At 39.7% G+C, this 21273-nt stretch carries 21 protein-coding genes; 16 read left to right on the forward strand and 5 right to left on the reverse strand.

What is annotated here, in order from left to right:
• Positions 1-38: 38 nt before the first annotated feature.
• The gene (yjgA, locus tag J3U74_RS02420; RefSeq protein WP_267328992.1) at positions 39-563 is read right to left on the reverse strand and encodes a ribosome biogenesis factor YjgA; all 525 of its coding nucleotides are present in this window, start codon (positions 561-563) and stop codon (positions 39-41) included.
• A gap of 77 nt (positions 564-640) precedes the next feature.
• On the opposite strand from yjgA, the gene pmbA reads away from it, so the two are divergent.
• From pmbA to uvrD, 16 genes are all read left to right on the forward strand, one after another.
• Positions 641-1993, forward strand: a complete 1353-nt coding sequence (gene pmbA / locus J3U74_RS02425) for a metalloprotease PmbA (RefSeq protein ID WP_267328991.1) — start codon at positions 641-643, stop codon at positions 1991-1993.
• Positions 1994-2001: 8 nt separating this feature from the next.
• Positions 2002-3741, forward strand: coding sequence for a SulP family inorganic anion transporter (locus J3U74_RS02430; protein ID WP_220217710.1), 1740 nt, complete (start codon positions 2002-2004; stop codon positions 3739-3741).
• Positions 3742-3784: 43 nt separating this feature from the next.
• Complete coding sequence (locus J3U74_RS02435) at positions 3785-5008, forward strand: CinA family nicotinamide mononucleotide deamidase-related protein (protein WP_267328990.1); 1224 nt, start codon at positions 3785-3787, stop codon at positions 5006-5008.
• A gap of 141 nt (positions 5009-5149) precedes the next feature.
• Complete coding sequence (rpoZ, locus tag J3U74_RS02440) at positions 5150-5440, forward strand: DNA-directed RNA polymerase subunit omega (RefSeq protein WP_220217708.1); 291 nt, start codon at positions 5150-5152, stop codon at positions 5438-5440.
• Between the two features lie 19 nt (positions 5441-5459).
• Complete coding sequence (spoT, locus tag J3U74_RS02445) at positions 5460-7568, forward strand: bifunctional GTP diphosphokinase/guanosine-3',5'-bis pyrophosphate 3'-pyrophosphohydrolase (protein ID WP_267328989.1); 2109 nt, start codon at positions 5460-5462, stop codon at positions 7566-7568.
• Positions 7569-7573: 5 nt separating this feature from the next.
• Positions 7574-9667, forward strand: a complete 2094-nt coding sequence (recG, locus tag J3U74_RS02450) for an ATP-dependent DNA helicase RecG (RefSeq protein ID WP_267337931.1) — start codon at positions 7574-7576, stop codon at positions 9665-9667.
• Positions 9668-10058: 391 nt separating this feature from the next.
• Positions 10059-10277 (forward strand): hypothetical protein, encoded by a 219-nt coding sequence (locus J3U74_RS02455; RefSeq protein WP_267346894.1) that lies wholly within the window; start codon positions 10059-10061, stop codon positions 10275-10277.
• A gap of 238 nt (positions 10278-10515) precedes the next feature.
• On the forward strand, positions 10516-10671 hold the full coding sequence (locus J3U74_RS02460; protein WP_267373152.1) for a hypothetical protein: 156 nt from the start codon (positions 10516-10518) through the stop codon (positions 10669-10671).
• A 296-nt stretch (positions 10672-10967) separates the two neighbouring features.
• On the forward strand, positions 10968-11186 hold the full coding sequence (locus J3U74_RS02465; protein ID WP_267346897.1) for a hypothetical protein: 219 nt from the start codon (positions 10968-10970) through the stop codon (positions 11184-11186).
• 306 nt (positions 11187-11492) lie between these two features.
• Complete coding sequence (gene lptM, locus J3U74_RS12495; RefSeq protein WP_220217705.1) at positions 11493-11627, forward strand: LPS translocon maturation chaperone LptM; 135 nt, start codon at positions 11493-11495, stop codon at positions 11625-11627.
• A gap of 17 nt (positions 11628-11644) precedes the next feature.
• The gene (lysA, locus tag J3U74_RS02470) at positions 11645-12892 is read left to right on the forward strand and encodes a diaminopimelate decarboxylase (protein WP_267329157.1); all 1248 of its coding nucleotides are present in this window, start codon (positions 11645-11647) and stop codon (positions 12890-12892) included.
• A gap of 126 nt (positions 12893-13018) precedes the next feature.
• Entirely contained in the window at positions 13019-13843 is an 825-nt protein-coding gene (dapF, locus tag J3U74_RS02475) for a diaminopimelate epimerase (protein ID WP_220217703.1), read from the forward strand.
• Between the two features lie 104 nt (positions 13844-13947).
• A complete protein-coding gene (locus J3U74_RS02480; protein ID WP_220217702.1) occupies positions 13948-14682 on the forward strand; it encodes a DUF484 family protein in 735 nt (244 codons plus the stop codon).
• Between the two features lie 9 nt (positions 14683-14691).
• On the forward strand, positions 14692-15615 hold the full coding sequence (gene xerC, locus J3U74_RS02485; protein WP_267329156.1) for a tyrosine recombinase XerC: 924 nt from the start codon (positions 14692-14694) through the stop codon (positions 15613-15615).
• Positions 15615-16328, forward strand: coding sequence for a 5-amino-6-(5-phospho-D-ribitylamino)uracil phosphatase YigB (gene yigB / locus J3U74_RS02490; RefSeq protein ID WP_267329155.1), 714 nt, complete (start codon positions 15615-15617; stop codon positions 16326-16328). Before xerC ends, yigB begins: the two co-directional genes overlap by 1 nt.
• A 198-nt stretch (positions 16329-16526) precedes the next feature.
• Positions 16527-18749, forward strand: coding sequence for a DNA helicase II (gene uvrD, locus J3U74_RS02495; protein WP_370634062.1), 2223 nt, complete (start codon positions 16527-16529; stop codon positions 18747-18749).
• Positions 18750-18826: 77 nt separating this feature from the next.
• Here the strand turns inward: uvrD and cyaY are convergent, their stop codons facing one another.
• From cyaY to J3U74_RS02515, 4 genes are all read right to left on the reverse strand, one after another.
• Positions 18827-19138: an iron donor protein CyaY gene (gene cyaY / locus J3U74_RS02500; protein ID WP_267329154.1), complete on the reverse strand. Its 312-nt coding sequence runs from the start codon at positions 19136-19138 to the stop codon at positions 18827-18829.
• Positions 19139-19243: 105 nt separating this feature from the next.
• Positions 19244-19783, reverse strand: a complete 540-nt coding sequence (locus J3U74_RS02505) for a surface-adhesin E family protein (RefSeq protein ID WP_267329153.1) — start codon at positions 19781-19783, stop codon at positions 19244-19246.
• The gene (locus J3U74_RS02510) at positions 19783-20556 is read right to left on the reverse strand and encodes a hypothetical protein (RefSeq protein ID WP_267329152.1); all 774 of its coding nucleotides are present in this window, start codon (positions 20554-20556) and stop codon (positions 19783-19785) included. The genes J3U74_RS02505 and J3U74_RS02510 overlap by 1 nt, the downstream gene beginning before the upstream one ends.
• Before the next feature lie 72 nt (positions 20557-20628).
• The gene (locus J3U74_RS02515) at positions 20629-21264 is read right to left on the reverse strand and encodes a thiamine diphosphokinase (RefSeq protein WP_267329151.1); all 636 of its coding nucleotides are present in this window, start codon (positions 21262-21264) and stop codon (positions 20629-20631) included.
• Positions 21265-21273: the final 9 nt, after the last annotated feature.

Here is a 21273-nt window from a genome sequence, read left to right on the forward strand (position 1 = left end):
ATTGATTAATGATTAGTAATAAGCACACAGTATAAAATTTATTCTGCGTCGCTCAATTCTTTTAGGTATTGAAAAATCTGTCTCGCTGTTTTAGGTGGTTTGTTCGCTTCTAACTCTTTTTTTGCTAAACGGGCAAATGTGCGTAACTGTTGTCTATCAGCTGAGGGGAATAGACCTATAATCGTTTCGGCATCACCGGTTTGAATCAGATCATCACGCAACTTTTCAAGTTTATGCAGCATGGCAACTTGTTGATTGTGACGATTCTTCAGTTTATCGAGTGCCTGTGTAATGGGTTCGATATCACGGCTTCGCAAAAGTTTACCAATGTATTGAACTTGTCTTCGGTATCCCTCTTTTTTGATTTTTTGGGCTAACTCAATAGCGCAAAGGAGATCTTCATCGAGTGGAATTTTGGCAATTTCATTTTTGCTCAGATTGATCAGTTCAATACCCAATTTTTTAAGTGCCTCAGCGTCTCTTTTTATTTCGCTTTTACTCACGTAAATAATTTCCTCATCAGCACAGTCTGGATCAAAATTTGTCTCTTGATTGTTGTTCATATGATTTCTTTTGTTAACTAAAATTCAATTCTGGCTTATTATAACGTATCACTAGCAGAATTGTAGAAAATAATGAAATGAGTATTGATCAAATAAAAAAACAAGCTATCAAGCAAAAAGAGCATTTATCTAATGTGGTAGCTGATGCAATTAAACAAGCTAAATCCAGAGTTGATTCGGTTGAAGTGTCAATTAATCAAGCTACCGGCATTAATGTGAGTACTCGGTCAGGCGAAGCTGAAAATGTCGAATTTAATAGCGACGGCGCTTTAGGCATTACCGTTTATCAAAACCAACGAAAAGGCAGCGCCTCAACCAACGATCTTACGGCGCAAGCGATATCACAAACCATTGATATGGCAATTAATATTATGCAATACACCTCACCCGATCCTTGTTCAGGTTTGGGTGATGTTGAGTCATTGGCGTTTAATGCGCCGGATTTAGATCTTTTTTACCCAAGTGATTTAAATGTTGATAAAGCGATAGAACAAGCAACCTTAGCGGAACAAATGGCGCTGAATCACTCTAATTTAGTCAGTAGTGACGGCGGTTATTTTAGCAGCCGATATGGGGTGTATGTTTATGGTAATAGTTTGGGGATGCTTGAGGGCTATTGCACTAGCTCTCACTCATTATCTTGTTCGGTCATTGCCGAGCAAAATGGGCAAATGGAGCGAAATTACGCTTATACCTCATCACGTGACCTCGATCTACTCGAGTCGGCGAAATGGGTGGGTGAGCAAGCGGCAGAGCGCACCGTATCGCATTTAGGTGCCAAACAGATTGCGACCATGCAAGTGCCGGTGCTTTTTGCTGCTGAAGTCGCTGTTGGGCTTATCCGGCATCTGTGCGGTGCAATAAGTGGTGGTGCTATCTATCGTAAATCCTCTTTTTTGCTAGATAGCGTTGGCAAGCAGATTTTTCCTTCATGGCTCACTATTTTTGAAGATCCCCATGTGTTAAAAGGTGTTGGTTCATCACCGTTTGATAGTGAAGGGACGAAAACCGTTGAGCGTAATATTATTCAAGACGGTGTATTACAAACTTACCTATTAGGTAACTATTCAGCTCGTAAGCTGGGTTTAGCCACTACCGGGCACGCTGGGGGTATTCATAACTGGTTTGTCTCGCCGAGCCAAACTGATGCCGATTTTCAGGCGATGTTGAGAAAATTAGATAGAGGCTTGCTCATAACTTCGTTAATGGGGCAAGGGGTAAATAATGTGACAGGCGATTACTCACGAGGTGCCAGCGGTTTTTGGGTCGAAAACGGCCAAATCCAATATCCGGTCAACGAAATTACCGTTGCTGGCAATCTGCGTGATATGTATCAACATATCGTTGCAATCGGCAATGATATTGAAACCCGAAGTAGCATTAAATGTGGTTCTATTTTGATAGATAATATGAGCATAGCCGGAAAGTAGGGATCATCATGGAAAAAGCGACCAACAAATCAATATGGCAAAAAATATTAATATGGATGCCCGGACTTGCTACGATGTTGCACTATAAACGTCATTATTTTGGAAATGATGTTAAAGCCGGTTTATCAGTGGCAGCTGTCTCGTTACCGGTTTCTATCGCTTATGCTGAGCTGACGGGAGTCGGGGCGATTGCCGGATTATACTCAACCATTTTACCGCTAATTGTATATGCGCTTTTTGGATCGTCCCGACAATTAATTGTTGGTCCCGATACTGCAACGTGTGCTGTGGTCGCTGCCGTTGTGTTTCCTTTAGCCGCCAATGACCCAATATTGCGTTGGCAACTTGTGGTAATACTGACCATTATGATCGGTATTTGGTGCATCATTGCCGGCAAACTTCATCTTGGCGCATTGGCGGATTTACTTAGTCAACCTATCTTAATTGGTCTGTTAAATGGTATCTCAATTACCATAATGGTGGATCAGTTGGCTAAGGCGTTAGGTTTTCGCTACGATTATTCCTATTTGATTGAGCGAGTTGTCTATTTTCCATTTAAGATATCGCAAATTCACCTGTTAACAACGTTCGTCTCGTTTTTAACTTTAGTGATTTTAGTTGGCTTAAAACGGATAAGACCCCGTTATCCGGCGCCACTTTTTGCCGTTGTGATTATGACTTTCCTTTCATGGTTATTTAACTTTGACAGTTACAATGTTCGCATAATCGGCGATGTGACCAGTGATTTTATTCCAATGGAATCTTGGATTGATTTTGATAAAGGATTGATGCGGGATCTGGTGGTGCCGTCACTCAATATCGCTATTATCTGTTTTGTGAGTATGATGATAACCGTGCGTAGTTTTGCCTCGAAAAATAATTATGAAACCAATGCCGATGTCGAATTTAAAGCATTAGGAATGGCCAATATTGCTGCCGGTTTATCGCAAGGTTTTGTGGTCAGTGGCACATCTTCCCGAACAGCCGTTAACGATGCCAATGGCGGTAAAACGCAACTGGTTTCAATTATCGCCGCTATTATTATTGGTCTTGTGGTGTTACTGTTTTTATCCCCCTTAAAATATATCCCAACTTGCGTTTTAGGTGTGATTTTGATCTACTCTTCGATTTCGCTAATTAACTTTCAAACTATAAAGCGCTTTTTTAAATTTGATCGTGATGCGTTTTACCTGAGTTTAACAACATTTATTTCGGTGTTAGTTATTGGCATTATTCCTGGCATGGCGTTAGCGGTATTGTTAGGGCTGTTTTTATTTTTGCGCCGAGTATTTAGACCAAAAGATCAGCTATTAGGTATGGATGAAAGCGGCCGAATTCACTCAATCGGGCAAGATGTACAGCCGTTAAAAAACACCCTTATTTATCGTTTTAATTCGCCGTTGACCTATTTTAATATCGCTTATTTTAAACGCAGAATTATTAGCTATATTGACGAGTCTGAAGAGCCGATTAATTATGTTATAGTCGATGCTATCCCTTGTTTTACCTATAAAGATGTTAGCGTATTATCCGGCATTGATGAGCTGGTGAAATCATTGAAAGTGCGAAACGTGACATTAATCTTATCCGGCCGACGAAAGACGTTGAAAAACTGGTTCAAACAGATGAATATTAAACCGGATAGTCATTATCTGGATTTTGCTTATGATCTCTATTTCGCCGTTCGATTAGTCCAAAGTAAAGAGCATATGGAAAACAAGACCGAAGATGAAATCGATGATGATTAAGTAAATTACTTTGCCGATTGTCAATGCATGATTAAGGAATGTTATGAAACAGCGAACAAATAGTATTAGGATTGAAATGCTTAGTACCGGTGATGAGGTTTTATACGGCCAAATCCTCGATAGCAATGCCGCTTGGCTTTCTGATTTTTTATTTCACGAAGGTATTTTGATCACCGCTCGTCATACCGTTGGCGATAACTTGCATCAATTGAGCCAGACACTACAAGAACGTACTTTGTGTAATGATATCTTGATTGTTAATGGCGGACTGGGACCAACCAGCGATGATTTAACAGCGCAAGCCGCTGCAAACGCTAATAATGAGATGTTGCAACTCAATCAACAGTGGTTAATGCACATTGAACATTACTATTTAAGCCGTGGCAAAACCATGCCAGCTAGCAACGTAAAGCAGGCGATGTTGCCGCAAAGTGCGAGCGTCATTGATAATCCGATTGGCACCGCTTGTGGGTTTAAGATGCAAATTAATGGTTGTCAGGTATTTTTTACCCCCGGCGTACCGAGAGAATTTCAGGAGATGATGCGCCTTTCAATCTTGCCACAGATAAAATCGACATTTCCAATCTTAGAAAAGCCACTGTGCTATCGGTTAACTACTATGGGACGAACAGAGAGTGACCTTGCCAGCGAAATCGAGCAAAAGCTCGATATTCCGTCCAATATTGTGGTTGGTTATCGTGCCGCTATGCCGATTATTGAAATCAAGCTAACCGGCTTTGAGCATCTGCAAAACCAAATGGATCAAATATGGGCACAAATCAAACAGATTGTTGCCGACAATTTACTTTATGAAGGCGTATTGGCTGAGCATGGCGAGGTCGGTCTTGCTGAAGTGGTTGCAAAACTGTTGCATGAAACCAATCAAACCTTGATTGTGATTGAACAGCAGTCGGCCGGCATGATTGGCTACCAATTATTTCAATCGGATGCGCCAGTTGTTAAATCAGAAGTTGTCCCCATATTAACAGTAGATCCCGAAAGTTATTTGTTACAAGCTTTAAAACAACAACAGGCCGATATCGCATTAGGCATTGTTAATTTTAGAGAAAAAAACAGTCAATTTATGTTAATGATTGCAACCGCAAAACAGGTATGCACATTTAATTTAAAGTATACTGGTCGAGTATACAATCGATCAGTTGAGCAACGGATATTTTCTGCAATCGCTTTAGATAGCTTGCGTCGATTTCTATTAAAGATGCCCGAAATTGTTGGAAAAAATGCTTGGTTAGACATAATCAACTAGCTAATTCTGCTTTGTCTGATTTTATTACTCACTGATTTTGGTTATTCGAAACAAGATTAGTATGGACAATTCCATACAAAATTAAGTAGAATACTGGATCTTTCAATTGAAGCAATTAAGTAAAAAATATTAGAGGTAAAAATGGCACGTGTAACTGTCCAAGATGCAGTAGAAAAAATTGGTAATCGCTTTGATCTCGTTTTAGTTGCGGCACGCCGTGCTCGTCAATTGCAAGTCGAAAATAAATCACCCCTTATCCCCGAAGAAAACGATAAAGAAACCGTGGTTGCTTTACGTGAAATCGAAGATGGACTTGTTAATAAACAGATTTTAGATACTGCTGATTTCCAAGCGCGTCAGGATGAAGAGGCTGAAGTACGTTCAACACTTCACGAGTCAGTTCTTTTAGAAAATACTCCCTCGTACGAATAAGCTTTGCTGAGAATTGCCTATGCAATATTTTGATAGCTTAAAAGAGGTTGTGGCATCTTATCTTCCGGCTAAACAAGTTGAACTTATTCAAAATGCCTACCTCTTTGCTCAAAAAGCACATGAAGGGCAATTCCGATGTAGTGGCGAACCTTATATAACGCACCCGGTTGCGGTCGCAACCATTTTAGCGGATATGCGGCTTGATTATGAAACCATTATCGCCGCATTATTACACGATACAATCGAAGACACGCCTGTCACCTTTCAAGATATTACTAAAGAGTTTGGAAAACATGTTGCCATATTGGTTGAAGGTGTTTCAAAACTTGATAAATTAAAATTTCGTAACCGACAAGAAGCCCAAGCCGAAAATTTTCGTAAAATGGTACTCGCCATGACCGAAGATGTTCGTGTCATTTTAATCAAGCTTGCCGACCGAACCCATAACATGCGCACTTTAGGTGCATTAAGACCGGATAAACGCCGTCGTATTGCCAAAGAGACGTTGGAAATTTATGCGCCGTTAGCGCATCGCTTAGGGATTCATCATATCAAAACTGAGCTTGAGATCTTAGGTTTTACCGCCATGCACCCTAATCGAGCCAAAGTGCTGGAAAAGGTTGTTAAAGCGGCACGTGGCACCCGAAAAGAGTTAATCCAACAGATCTTGTCTGAAATCACAGGTCGATTAGCCGAAGCCAACATTGAAGCACAAGTTGAAGGGCTGGAAAAAAATATCTATGCCATTTACCAAAAAATGCAACTTCGTGAACAACACTTTCACTCCATTATGGATATCTACATATTTCGGATTGTGGTGAAGGATGTCGATGCTTGCTATCGTGCGCTGGGCTTAGTACACAATTTATATAAGCCTCGACTCAATCGCTTTAAAGATTATATCGCCATACCTAAAGCCAATGGCTACCAATCTTTGCACTCTTCATTAATCGGTCCGCATGGTACACCGGTCGAAGTACAAATTCGTACCGAAGATATGGATCAAATGGCCGAAATGGGGGTTGCTGCCCATTGGGTTTATAATGAGAACGATGAGTTAACCCACACCACCGCCCAAATTAAAGCGCAACGCTGGATGCAAAGTCTGTTAGAGTTGCAACAAAGTGTCGGTAATTCATTTGAATTTATTGAAAATGTCAAATCCGATCTGTTCCCAAAAGAGATCTATGTCTTTACGCCTAAAGGACGAATCGTTCAATTACCGGAAGGAGCGACGCCGGTAGATCTTGCCTATGCCGTTCACTCCGATATCGGTTATCAATGTATCGGCGCAGTTGTTGATCGCAAACCTTATCCACTTTCTCAACCATTAAGCAACGGGCAAACAGTTGAGATTATTACCTCGCCGGAAGGGCGACCAAATGCCAATTGGCTTAACTTTGTAGTGAGCGCTAAAGCACGTTCACGTATTCGCCAAGCCTTAAAAACCTTAAAACGTGAAGATGCGATCGAATTAGGTCGACGTTTGCTCAATCTTTCGTTAATCAAATCGGGTGGTATTGAATCGCTTTCAGAGAAGCAAAAATCTCGTATTGTTGAATTAGCGCAATTACAAACGTTTGATGATGTGTTGGCGGAAATTGGCTTAGGTAATATTATGAGCCATTTCATTGCCAAAGGTTTAGAGCATAAAGAGCTTTTGCACAATGACTCAGATTCAAATAAAACCTTAGTTATCACCGGCAGTGAAGGGGTGTTAGTGACATTCTCTAAATGTTGTCATCCTATTCCGAACGATCCGATAATCGGTCATGTTAGTCCCGAAAAAGGATTAACGGTGCACCACGAATCTTGTCGTAATATCACTGGCTATCAAAATAACCCGGAAAAGTACATTAGCTTAAAATGGGCGCCAAATATCGAGCAATTTTTTGTTGCTGAAATTTGGGTAGATATCTTAAATAATCAAGGTTCATTAGGTCATATACTGTCCATTATTAATGACGAAAAAGCGCATCTGCAATGGCTTAATACTGAAGAGAAAGATCGGCAAATTTACACAATCATTTTGCAAATTGAAGTCAAAAATGCTCAACAACTTAATGAACTGATGCGAAAACTCTCACTACAACAAGACGTGGTGAGTGTTACACGTAATATCAACTAGTGATGATGAACGATCGTTTTTTTAGCCGTGTCCCGTTAATTCAATTAAGCGGGATAGGCAATAACTTAGAAAAAAGATTTCATGCATTAGGGATTGATACCGTTCAAGATCTATTACTGCATTTTCCGATGCGCTATGAAGATCGCTCCTCCACTTGTGCCATTAATCAAGCGGCTATTGGTGAGCATACCACTATTGAAGGTCGCATCATCAAAACTGAAGTTGTCTTTCGACGCAAACAGATGTTGCTGTGCTATATTCAAGATGAAACGGGCATGGCGGTTTTAAGATTTATGCACTTTAATGCCGGCATAAAAGCCTCCTTAGCGGTGGGAAGCTGGGTGAGTGCTTACGGTGAGATTAAAAGTGGTAAAACCTATCGGGAAATTATTCATCCGCAATATAAAGTGCACTCAAACCGTGATAGTCAATCGGTACACGCTGACGCAACTCAAGAAAGGTACACGCCGATCTACCCAACAACGCACGGCTTAACCCAAAATGTTATTCGCAAACTGATTCAAGCCGCACTATTGCTATTAAAGCGTAATCCACCTCAAGAGGTATTACCGCAACCGTTAGCAAGCCAATTTTTACCGGCACTTGAGTCGTTAAATATCATTCATAATCCGCCTATTGATACCGATATCAACCAACTTACCAACGGCGAACATCCCGCTATCAAGCGATTTATATTTGAAGAGCTGCTCAGCTACCATTTAAGCATGTTGCTGTTAAAGACCGATAATCAAAAACAGCAAGCTTATCCGATGCATATTACTCGGCAGTTAATTAACCCATTTTTAGCCTCACTACCGTTTAGCCCAACTCAAGCCCAACAACGAGTAGTGCATGATATTTATCAAGATATGGCCAAACCGGTACCCATGATGCGGTTAATTCAAGGCGATGTGGGATCGGGTAAAACCTTAGTTGCTGCCTTAGCGGCGTTAAATGCGATTGAAAATGGCCAACAAGTGGTGTTAATGGCGCCAACAGAAATCCTTGCCGAACAACATTATCATAATTTCAAACAATGGTTTACGCCACTGGGCATCAACGTTGATTGGTTATCCGGACGATTAACCGCCAAAAATAAAAAGCAACGTTATGAAGGTATCAAAAGTGGTGAGATCACTTTATTAATCGGCACCCACGCCGTATTTATCGATAAAGTCGAGTTTGCTAAATTGGGATTAGTCATCATTGATGAACAGCACCGATTTGGTGTTAATCAGCGTTTAACGCTTTGGCAAAAAGGGATCAAACAAGCCATCCACCCGCATCAACTAATCATGACCGCAACCCCGATACCACGCACACTGGCAATGACCATATATGCTGACTTAGATGTATCAATCATTGACCAATTACCACCCGGTAGAACGCCGGTAACAACAGTGGTGATACCAAATTCTCGCCGTGATGAAATTATCGAAAAAGTGAGCCAAGCATGCCTTGAAAATCGTCAAGTTTATTGGGTGTGCACATTAGTTGAAGAGTCCGAAACGCTCGATGCTCAAGCGGCGGAACAACTCCTTGAAGAGTTACAACAAAAATTACCGCATCTATCCATAGCACTAGTACATGGCAAAATGAAATCGGATGAAAAACAATCCGTAATGCAAAAATTCAAAGAAGGACAAATTCAACTGCTGGTAGCAACAACCGTCATTGAAGTTGGCGTTGATGTCCCTAATGCAAGCTTGATGATTATTGAAAACGCCGAACGCTTAGGCTTAGCACAATTACACCAGTTACGAGGCCGGGTAGGGCGGGGAAGCGCCGTATCACATTGCATACTAATGTACCAAGCACCACTGAGTAAAGTGGCACGAGAACGCATGGAAGTCATGCGACAAAGTAACGATGGTTTTGTCATCGCTCAAAAAGATCTAGAAATTCGAGGCAGTGGCGAAATATTAGGAACAAGACAAATGGGCGTGGCAAATTTTAAAGTCGTCGATTTAATGCGTGATCAGCATCTAATAAGCCAAATACAAAACTATGCCCAAAACATCCAACAACACCACCCACAACAAGCCAAAGCACTCATCGACTGCTGGCTCCCCGAACGGCAAAAATACATCAATGCCTAAAAACCGCCAAAACCTGTCAAAAAGTTTCAGAAACTATATGCGTTTCAGTATAAAACGATAAACCTATGCCAAGAACTTTCAGAAAATACCTATGTTTTAGTATAAAAAGGATATTTTAAAAATTTTTAAAAACCAATATTAATACATACAAAAACGCCAACAATCCTTGTCAAAAACTTTCAGAAAATATAGGTGTTTAAGCAAAAAACACAACCCATTAACAAGAACTTTCAGAAAACACCCATGTTTTAGTATAAAAACAAAATTTTAAGATATTTTTAAAAATATTCCAAAAACTCATACCGTTGCCTTTCACAAAAGCAAACAAGTGCACCTGACCGCACCTTCACAAAGCGCCGACAACTGAGCGAGGTTAGCACGCCAAACAAGGATGTTTGGCGAGGCGCTGCTTTGTCCGGAACAAATCAGCGCCGGTGCGTTAAGACCGAACGAAGGCGGAGGGCAGTCGAAGACCGTTTTGGGCGGTGCTGCGAGGGGGTATAGGGGGATTTCGCATAAAATCCCCCTATTCGGACGCAGGCACAGAACTGAAAATATCAACCAATTAACAGCGTCCGAAACCTACAAACCAAAAACCCGCAACTTTTAACGAAATAAAAACCTTGTCAAAAACTTTCAGAAAATATAGGTGTTTAAGCAAAAAACACAACCCATTAACAAGAACTTTCAGAAAACACCCATGTTTTAGTATAAAAACAAAATCTTAAGATATTTTTAAAAATATCCCAAAAACTCATACCGTTGCCTTTCACAAAAGCAAACAAGTGCACCAGACCGCACCTTCACAAAGCGCCGACAACTGAGCGAGGTTAGCACGCCAAACAATGATGTTTGGCGAGGCGCTGCTTTGTCCGGAACAAATCAGCGCCGGTGCGTTAAGACCGAACGAAGGCGGAGGGCAGTCGAAGACCGCTTTGGGTGGTGCTGCGAGGGGGTATAGGGGGATTTCGCAAAAAATCCCCCTATTCGGACGCAGGCACTGAACTGAAAATATCAACCAATTAACAGCGTCCGAAACCTCTACAAACCAAAAACCTGCAACTGTCAAAGAAAATAAAAAACCTTGTCAAAAAGTTTCAGAAAATATAGGTGTTTAAGCAAAAACACAAAAAATGACAAGAACTTTCAGAAAACACCTACGTTTTAGTATAAAAAGTTTTAGATATTTCTAAAATATCCCAAAACCCATACCTCTACTTTTCCCAAAAGTAAACAAGTGCACCAGACCGCACCTTCACAAAGTGCCGACAACTGAGCGAGGTTAGCACGCCAAACAAGGATGTTTGGCGAGGCGCTGCTTTGTCAGGAACAAATCAGCGCCGGTGCGTTAAGACCGAACGAAGGCGGAGGGCAGTCGAAGACCGCTTTGGGCGGTGCTGCGAGGGGGTATAGGGGAATTTCGCAAAAAATCCCCCTATTCGGACGCAGACACCGAAATGAAAAAATCGACAAATTCACAGCGTCCGAAACCTACAAACCAAAAACCCGCAACTTTTAACGGAATAAAAACCTTGTCAAAAACTTTCAGAAAATATAGGTGTTTAAGCAAAAAACACAAATCTTTGACCAGAACTTTCAGAAAACACCCACGTTTCCATATAAAAACCACTCCACCGTTAATCCCCGCACAATTTATCGCTCAAATATTAACCTATATTAGCCTATAACCAATGCCTACCAATTTACCAATTTCTGCCAAAAACCTTGATAATAAGTTAAGTTATCGAGATTTATTCTTTGCACGAATAGGGCTATCGTGTAATATAGATAACAATTATCAAATTGAATAAATTGTGAATAATCTATGCAATCTACAATAAAATTATTTTCTCTATGTTTAGTCGTATTGACTTTAGTTGGCTGTGGGTTAAAAGGGCCTCTTTATCATCCTACCAATAACTCTTATCAATCGAGCATTTCTTTTATGTTATTAAAATAGTTTAACAGGAAGCAAATATGGATTTTCTACATTATCGCAATGGCCAATTATTGGCTCAAAACATTGCTATAACAGATCTGGCTGAGCACTATGGGACGCCATTATATGTTTATTCGGCAGATGATATAGTTGAGCAGTTTAAGGCTTATCAAGCGCCACTATCAGAATGTAAGCACTTAATTTGTTATGCGATAAAAGCAAATAGCAATCTATCGGTATTAAGCTTATTAGCTAAATTAGGTGCTGGATTTGACATTGTTTCACAAGGCGAGCTGGAACGTGTTTTAAAGGCCGGAGCCGATCCGAAAAAAATTGTCTTTTCCGGTGTAGCAAAATCTGTTGCTGAAATCAAACGGGCTTTAGAAGTTGGTATTAAATGCTTTAATGTTGAATCCGAAGCGGAACTATACCGCATTAACGAAATAGCCGAACAGTTAGGTAAAATTGCCGCCATTTCGTTACGAGTTAACCCCGATGTTGATGCAAAAACCCACCCTTACATTTCAACCGGATTACGGGAAAATAAATTTGGAATCAGCTATCAATTAGCCTTAGAAACTTATCAAAAAGCGCAATTATTACCTCACATTAAAATAGTCGGTGTTGATTGCCATATCGGCTCGCAATTGACAGAACTATCACCCTTTGTTGATGCTGCTGATCGGATTTTAGCGTTAGTTGATAAGCTCAAAGCGCATAACATCACCCTTGAACATATCGATTTAGGTGGCGGCCTGGGCGTGTGTTATGATAACGAAAAGCCCCCTTCAATATCAGCCCTTATTACCGCATTAAAACAAAAATTAGCCCCTTATCCTGAACTGGAAATTCTCTTTGAACCGGGGCGATCTATTGTTGCTAATAGTGGCATATTGATTACTAAAGTTGAATATACTAAACATCAAGATGATCAGCATTTTGCTATTGTTGATGCGGGTATGAATGATTTAATCAGACCAGCGCTTTATCAAGCTTGGATGAAAGTATTACCGGCAAAAGCGCCACAATCTTGCGATCAAAGCTATCTTTATAATGTCGTTGGACCCATTTGTGAATCGAGTGATGTTTTAGCTTATCAACGTGAGCTTAGCGTTAAACAAGATGATCTGTTAGTGATATGCAGTGCCGGCGCTTATGGATTTAGTATGGCATCAAACTATAACAGTCATCCACGCCCCGCCGAAGTGATGTTGATTGATGATCAACATAAAATCATTCGTGAACGTGAAACGTTTGCTGATTTATGGCGTGGTGAACAGGTTTAATTATTGTTTCAATGGTAGATTGACTTAGCAAACAATTGACAGTTTGTGGCTAAACAAAATAGGTGATAGCCATTAATTATAATAAACTAAAAAAAAACAGTGTGTTAATACAGAAGGTAGACAAAGATGAACTTTTCAAAGATGCATGGACTCGGTAATGATTTTATGGTTATTGATGCGGTGACGCAAAATGTTCATCTTTCTGCTGAAATGATTAAACGTATGGCCGATAGATATACCGGCGTTGGATTTGATCAATTACTCATTGTTGAGCCACCTTACTCGCCAGAAAGTGATTTTCATTATCGAATCTTTAATTCGGATGGTAGCGAAGTGGAACAGTGTGGAAATGGTGCACGCTGTTTTGCCCGTTTTGTTCGATTAAAAGGCTTAACCAAAAAACGAGTCTTAAAAGTTAGCACAATGAAAGGCAACATCGTATTAACCGTCAACGATGATGAAACCGTGCGGGTCAATATGGGCACACCAATATTTGAACCGAATAAAATTCCTTTTAAAGCCAATAAAGAAGAGAAGACTTATATCATTCGGGCGCAAGAGCAGACTATTTTATGTGGTGTTGCCTCAATGGGTAATCCACACTGCGTTGTACAAGTGGATAACATTGTCACTGCCGCTGTGGCAACCATAGGGCCATTATTAGAACAGCATGAACGCTTTCCGGAGCGGGCTAATATTGGCTTTATGCACATTATCGATCGCAATAATATCAATTTGCGGGTCTTTGAACGTGGCGTTGGCGAAACTCAAGCTTGTGGGACAGGCGCTTGTGCAGCCGTTGCTGTCGGGATTAATCAAGGCTTATTAAATCAAAGTGTCAATGTGAATTTGCCGGGCGGTAAATTACTGATTGAATGGAAAGGCGATGATCACCCGCTATTTATGACAGGTCCGGCGACACACGTTTATGACGGATTTATAGCAGTATAGTCGATTTTGTGATAATCAAATTTAGCCATATTTTGGTACGAAAACTGGCGTTTATCGCATAACGAAAATAAATCTTACTAATGATAAAACAATAGAAGTTGATTATGGTTGCTAAAGATACCCAGATAGAGAGCGCAAAATGCGCTGAGCATCAAAATTCAGCGATTGAATTAAATGATGAAATTGTCAGTCAATATATTATCGATAATCCGGATTTTTTTATCCGTAATGCGGCACGTATTGAACAGATGCGGGTACCGCATCCGGTGCGGGGGATTATTTCCTTACCTGAATGGCATATGGCAAGGCAGCGTAATAAAATCAGCCAGTTGGAATCTGAAATCACATTATTAATGGAGCACGCTATCGCTAATGAACGACTATTTAGTGATATGCTGTACTTACAGCTTCAATTAATCAAAGCCAATAGCTTAGATGAACTTATCCTCTCACTCAATAGCTGGGCAAAAGCGCTAGGACTTAGCGGCGCTTATTTATATCTGTTTGATGACAAATGGTTACTAAATGCGCCGTCAAACTATCACAACCTCGCTTTAAACGCTTCACAGTTTGATTTTATCCGTGTTAGGCATCTACAATATAGCCAATATTATTTAGGCAGGTTAAATTCAACAGAAGTCGATTTTCTATTTCCAACACATGGTTATATTGGATCGGTGGCGTTATCATTATTTGGTAAATTTGGTGATTTAGGTCTTTTAATCTTTACCAGCCCGGATTCACAGCATTATCAAGCAGGACAAGGCACATTACTTTTAGAAAAAATCTGCGAAATATTACCCATTTTAATTGAAAGATGGGTAATGCGTAAAAAGTAAGGAATCGTAATGGATCAATCTGCACAAAATGATTTACCATTATTAACTCAGCCGGTTGAACAATTTCTAGATTATTTAAAATCTGAAAAACAGCTTAGTTTAAATACCCAAATTAATTATCGACGCCAACTTTATGCACTTATCGGCTTATTAAAAGATAGCGAGATACCCTGCTGGCAAGATCTCGATTCATCAGCCGTCAGATTATTAATCAGTCAGAGTAAACGGGCTGGATTGCAGGCAAGAAGTCTGTCATTACGCTTATCCGCCTTGCGTAGCTTTTATGATTGGATGATTAAGTGTGATCTGGTTAGCGCCAACCCTGCTCGAAGTGTTTTAAATCCTAAATTAGGGCAACATCTGCCTAAAAATATCGATATCGATGAAATCAATCAACTGCTTAATATTGAATATAACGACCCGCTCTCAGTGCGTGATAGAGCCATGCTTGAAGTGATGTACGGTTCCGGCTTGCGACTGTCTGAATTAGTCAACCTTAATTGTCGGGAGCTGAATTTGCAAGACGGTGAAGTACGGGTAATGGGGAAAGGTAATAAAGAGCGCAAATTACCGTTAGGGCGAGAATCGATTAAATGGATTAAACATTGGCTATCAATGCGGGATTTTTTAGCGCCACAAGATGATGCGCTGTTTATTTCCAAATTAGGTAAAAGAATTTCAGCCCGCAACGTGGAAAAACGATTTGCTCAATGGGGCGTGAAACAAGGTTTAAGCGCACATGTTCACCCACATAAATTACGCCACTCATTTGCTACTCATATGTTAGAATCAAGCGGTGATTTGCGAGCAGTGCAAGAGCTACTTGGGCATTCGGACTTATCAACAACGCAAGTCTATACGCATTTGGATTTTTCACATCTGTCTGAAGTTTATGATGCCGCACACCCAAGAGCCAAAAGAGGAAAAAAATAATGCATTTTTATCGTTCAATCCATTGCATCAAAGCCATCACTTTTGATCTTGACGATACCTTATATGACAATAGTTTGATTGTTGAAAATGCCGAAGCGCAGATGATTAAGGTTTTACAAAAATATGATGCCTTACAACATTTAACCTTAGCGGATTTTCATGCCGAAAAAAAAGCGATGTTAGCGCTTGATCCGGAAATTTACCATGATGTCATTGTTTGGCGAATTAAAACCATTAGCTCTGTTTTAACTAAAGCTAAAGTAAGCCCGGTGCAAATCCCGGCAATAACGGATGAAGCAATGGCGTGTTTTACTTTTTGGCGTCACAAAATGCATGTCCCCAACGCAACGCATCAATTATTAACTCAATTGGCAACAAAATATCCTTTAGCTGTCATCACCAATGGTAATGTTGAAATTGACAAAATTGGTTTAAATGATTATTTTCAGTTCTCATTACGAGGCGGTGCCGACGGGCGATCAAAACCCTTTCCGGAAATATTTGAGTTAGCAGCGCAAAAACTAGCACTGCCAGCTGAACAAATTTTACATGTTGGCGATAATTTATCAACCGATGTCAATGGCGCAATCAATAGTGGATTTTTAGCCTGTTGGATAAATATTTTTGCTAAAGATATTTATCACCTCGCCGATGCCAGATGTTTGCCGCATATTGAAATAACACAATTGCCAGAATTAGATAATCTGTTATAATCTAATCGGTATCTGTATAAATAGACAGTGAAGTTAACAGTATTATGACGTTATTGTTAACCAGAAACCTATCTTAAGATCCCTTTTGATTAGATTCAACAAAACATTCAGAATTAAAAATATATATATTCATCGTTTTTATTAAATTAAGGCTAATTAGCGCTTGCTAATAGGGCAATAGGTTAAGATATAGTGGAAATAAAAACATCATTATTAGATGACCTCAATACTGAACAACAAAATGCCGTCACAACCGACAACCAATACACCATTGTGCTTGCCGGTGCGGGCAGTGGTAAAACACGTGTTTTAGTCCACCGCATTGCCTGGCTTTGTATTGAAAAACACTATTCGCCTAACTCCATTTTTGCTGTAACTTTTACCAATAAAGCTGCTGCTGAAATGCAAGAGCGGATACAAGCTATAGTGGGTGAAGGTTATTTCAACGGTATGTGGGTGGGTACCTTTCATGGTTTAACACACCGTTTATTACGCATGTTTGCTAAACAAGCGCATCTACCTTCTAACTTTCAACTGATTGATTCCGAAGATCAGATTCGGTTAATTAAACGCATCTTTCGTGAATTAAAAATTGATGAAAAGCAGTGGTCACCTAAAGAGTGTGCTGGTTTTATCTCCTCGCAAAAAGAGAAAGGGCTTAGAGCCAATGACATTGCCCCGGAAGACCCAAAACAAGTGATGTGGCAAACGATTTATCGTGATTATCAAGCGATTTGTGATCGTGTCGGTTATGTCGATTTTTCTGAATTAATCTTAAGAGCATATGAGCTATTATGCCGTGATAAAGACGTGTTGAATTATTGTCATCAGCGTTTTTCGAATATTTTAATCGATGAGTTTCAAGATACTAACCAAATTCAATACCAGTTTGTGCAAAAACTAGCGGGCGATACCGCTAATGTGATGATTGTTGGCGATGATGATCAATCCATTTACAGTTGGCGAGGCGCCAATGCTGATAATTTACAACTGTTTATCCGGGATTATCCGGATACGGAGATTATTCGCCTTGAACAAAATTACCGATCAACCGGCATTATCTTACAGGCGGCAAATGAGTTAATCGCTAAAAATCAAAACCGGCTAGGTAAAAATTTATGGACTGATAGCGGTGACGGTGAAAAAATTTCACTTTATGTTGGGTTTAATGATATTGACGAAGCACGATTTGTTATTGGTCAAATCAAAAAGCGGCATGAAGAAGGGGAAAAATACGCTAGCTGTGCGATCTTATATCGCAATAATGTTCAATCTCGTATCTTTGAAGACACGTTATTGCAAAATGGCTTGCCGTATCAGATCTATGGATCTATCCGCTTTTATGAAAGGCAAGAGGTGAAATTAGCGCTAGCTTACCTACGTTTATTGCACGATCACAATAATGACATGGCATTTGAAGCCACCGTCAACACGCCTAGTCGTGGGATAGGACAAGTTACATTAGATAAGATCAGGCTGACGGCTAACCAACATCAAATCTCGCTATGGAATGCCTGTTTGAAGTTGATACAGATGAATGCATTAACGGAAAGGCAACGCTCAGGCATAAGTCGCTTTTTGGAACTGATTGACTCCATTTATCATGAAGTTGATAACCTGCCGTTTTACCAGCAACTTGATGTGATACTTAAATTATCCGGCGTACTGCAAATGTACGAACAAGAGCCAGGCATTAAAGGGCAATCAAGATTAGAAAATCTCGAAGAGCTGGTTTCAGCTGCTGAACAGTTTTATCGCACTAATGAAAATGCTGTGATTGAAGATAGCCAAACTGGTGAAACCCTTACCGTGTTAGAGTCATTTTTAGCCTATACTTCGCTTGAAAGTCGGGATGTAATAAAAGATCAAGATTGTGTGCAATTGATGACACTGCATGCCGCTAAAGGCTTGGAATTTGATAATGTCTTTATTGTCGGATTAGAAGAGGGGCTATTTCCGGCTCAGAAATCTTCGCAAGAAACCGATAGAATGGAAGAAGAGCGGCGTTTGGCTTATGTTGGGATCACCAGAGCGCGCAAGTGCTTAACCTTGACTTTATCGGAACTAAGACGTTTATATGGACGCGAAGAGCGTAATTTACCGTCAAGATTTCTTGCTGAATTGCCGGTTGATAATCTCAATGAAATTAGTTATCGAGGCAACTTAACCCATCGCTCTGGCGCTGGCCATGAGTTAACGAAAGATGAACAATTTTATCAAGAGCGTAAAAAATCTTATTGGGAAAAAAGCCGTGAAAGCGACGGTTATACTTTAGGGCGCAAAGTCAAACATAACCGCTTTGGTGAAGGCACAATTGTCAATCTTGACGGTGAAGGTGACCACAGACGGGTACAGATCGCTTTTGTGAATGAAGGGATTAAATGGTTGGTAGTTAAACTGGCTAATCTAACCTTATTATAAGCTAATACACGAAAGTAAAACCGATTAAAAAAAGGGGAACAAATCGATCATATTTGTTCCCTTTTTGGCTTTGAGTTCTATTGTTCTGCTTGCTCTGTGACCGCTTGGCTAAAAATAGTTGTAAAGCTTTGATCGGAACGGTTACAGATAAACTGTTCATTGACATAATCAAAATGATAGCCTTGACGAGCTGTTGCCAGCCAAACTTGAAATAGCGGCTCTTGCGTGTTAATGATCATTTTACTGCCATTTGGAAAACTGATCGTCATCACATTGCCGTTAGTTTCATAATCAATATCGACATCATATTTATCAGCATAATCATCTAAAAAGAGTTCAATTTCATTAAACAATTGTTCAGTAATAGCGTGGAATTGCTGGATATTCATACAAATACTGTTTTATCAAGATAATCAATGTATCGATATTAACATAAATGCCTACGCTCTGCCACCGCCCTGGCGGTCAGCGTAAAATAAGTGAAGGTATTAATGCTAGATTGGTAATGAACATGAAATAAGCAGTATCTTATGTTCATGGCTGTCATGTTTTGGCGAAATCCAACGATTAAGGAGATTAACACTTTCAATCAATTCGCCTTGACCATATTCAGCTTGGTACATCTCAGCTTTGCCTTTCGCTAACTCCATTTTATCGCAGTTAAGAAAATATTCGATTTTAATGGAACTATAATATTTTTTGCCTGTTTCATGGTTTTCTTGCACTAACGCCGGCGAGTAGTTGATATACTCGTCAATCATCCGTATTTTTGGATTATAACTGTGTAATTTGATCGACATTCGATCAAGATACGATTGCCCGACTGATTCACCTTGATTCAATTTTGTTAATGGAATGAAACGATGGATTATTGTTGTCAAATTGCCTTTATCCATTTCTTCTGTTAACGCTTTGCCGTGATTCTCTACTTCGATTTTATCTTGGAGATTTTCATTGGTGTTTTCATCATCTGACATAACATGAGCTATTGCTGAAAAAGAAATCAGCATGAATAATAGACTTAATGTTTTCATTAAATGTTGTCTCCGTCTTTAGGGATATTATTTTTGGGAGTCGAATTAGTTTGTGTTTCCGGGGCTTTTTGGCGTTCCTTTTGAATTCTTAATGCTTCAGATTTTTCACGACGTTCGCCTTCCAGTTTTATATCAATTGGTCTCATATCCGGGCGGCTTGCATAAAGGATACTTTTTTTCACATCACCTTGAATAGAGCACATTATTCGATTTTGATTATCGGTAAATGGTTCCAAATAAAGCGATTTTTCAACAGTTCCTTGTTTAGGAATGACGCCGTCAATAGAATATGGGTTGTCCTGCCATACTTTAGTATTAGAATTGTAAATTTTTGAATTGGCGATATACACATCGGTATTATAGCCATTCCATTTTATTTCACTTAATGCTTTTTTTATCTCATCTTCGCTATTATCAAAGATAAAGCCCCAATAATAAAATTGGCCTGATAACGCTGTTGGGATATAAATATTTTGATAGCCGGTAATGGTTAAACCACGATAGCTTAAAGCTTTCTTAAACGTTGCTGTATATTTATCTGGTTCAACAACAGATTTAACCGGAATAAAGGTGACATTTTCTTCAGTAGTTAAATCAATATATTCATTGAAAAGTGATTTATTATCCGCTAATTGTTCAAAAAACTGGTTGTCACATGCAAGAAATGTATCAATGATCTTATCTGTGTGACCGTGTTGCTCATCTGCTTGAGCACTCACCGCATATGAAGCGAGCGTTGCACATATAAGTAAAGAATATTTTTTCAGACACATGGTTTAAAACCCTTAATTGATAATAAATTATATATATTGTAAGTATATTGTAAAGTAGTGTAAATGTTATTGTCAATTGCTTAAGTAAAAATTTTCAATAAAAATTAGTAACGTACCTGTTTCAATAACAACTTCAACTACGTCTGAAATGGCTTTATTGCGTACACTCACCAACCCACCAAAAGTTAAATTTTGATTAATTAATGGATAGGCAACACCGGTCACACTCACGCCGGTCGCTTGGCAAAATGGCAGTAAGGAAATAATCCGATCTTTTACTTTATGAATTGTTTGTCCGGATTTGGCAAAAAAGAAGTGACAACTATTATCATAAAAAGTGATATTAAATTGCTGATGATATTGCAGCGCCACCGATAAATTACCTAAAAAATGGTCACTGCTGCGCCCGGCAGCGCCGTATACCGTAAAGGTTGTTATGCCTTTATCGGCAAGAAATAAGATCGCTTTTTCAAAATCAGTCTTATTTTGATCGGGAGTATGAATAATTTGGGTTGTGCAAGGCACGGAGCTCTTAGCATCAAAACTATCTAAATCACCAATAATAAAATCGGGGATGATTGCTGTTTGCGACAGATAATTATGGTAAGCGCCGTCAGTGCAAGCAATATATTGATAGTTTTGAAGATCTATAGGGTAATGCTCTGGCGGCTCACCATTAACAAAAAGTAATGCCTGCTGTTTTTTCATCACACCCTC

The sequence above is a fragment of the Gilliamella sp. B3892 genome (genome assembly GCF_026536305.1).
GTDB lineage: Bacteria > Pseudomonadota > Gammaproteobacteria > Enterobacterales > Orbaceae > Gilliamella.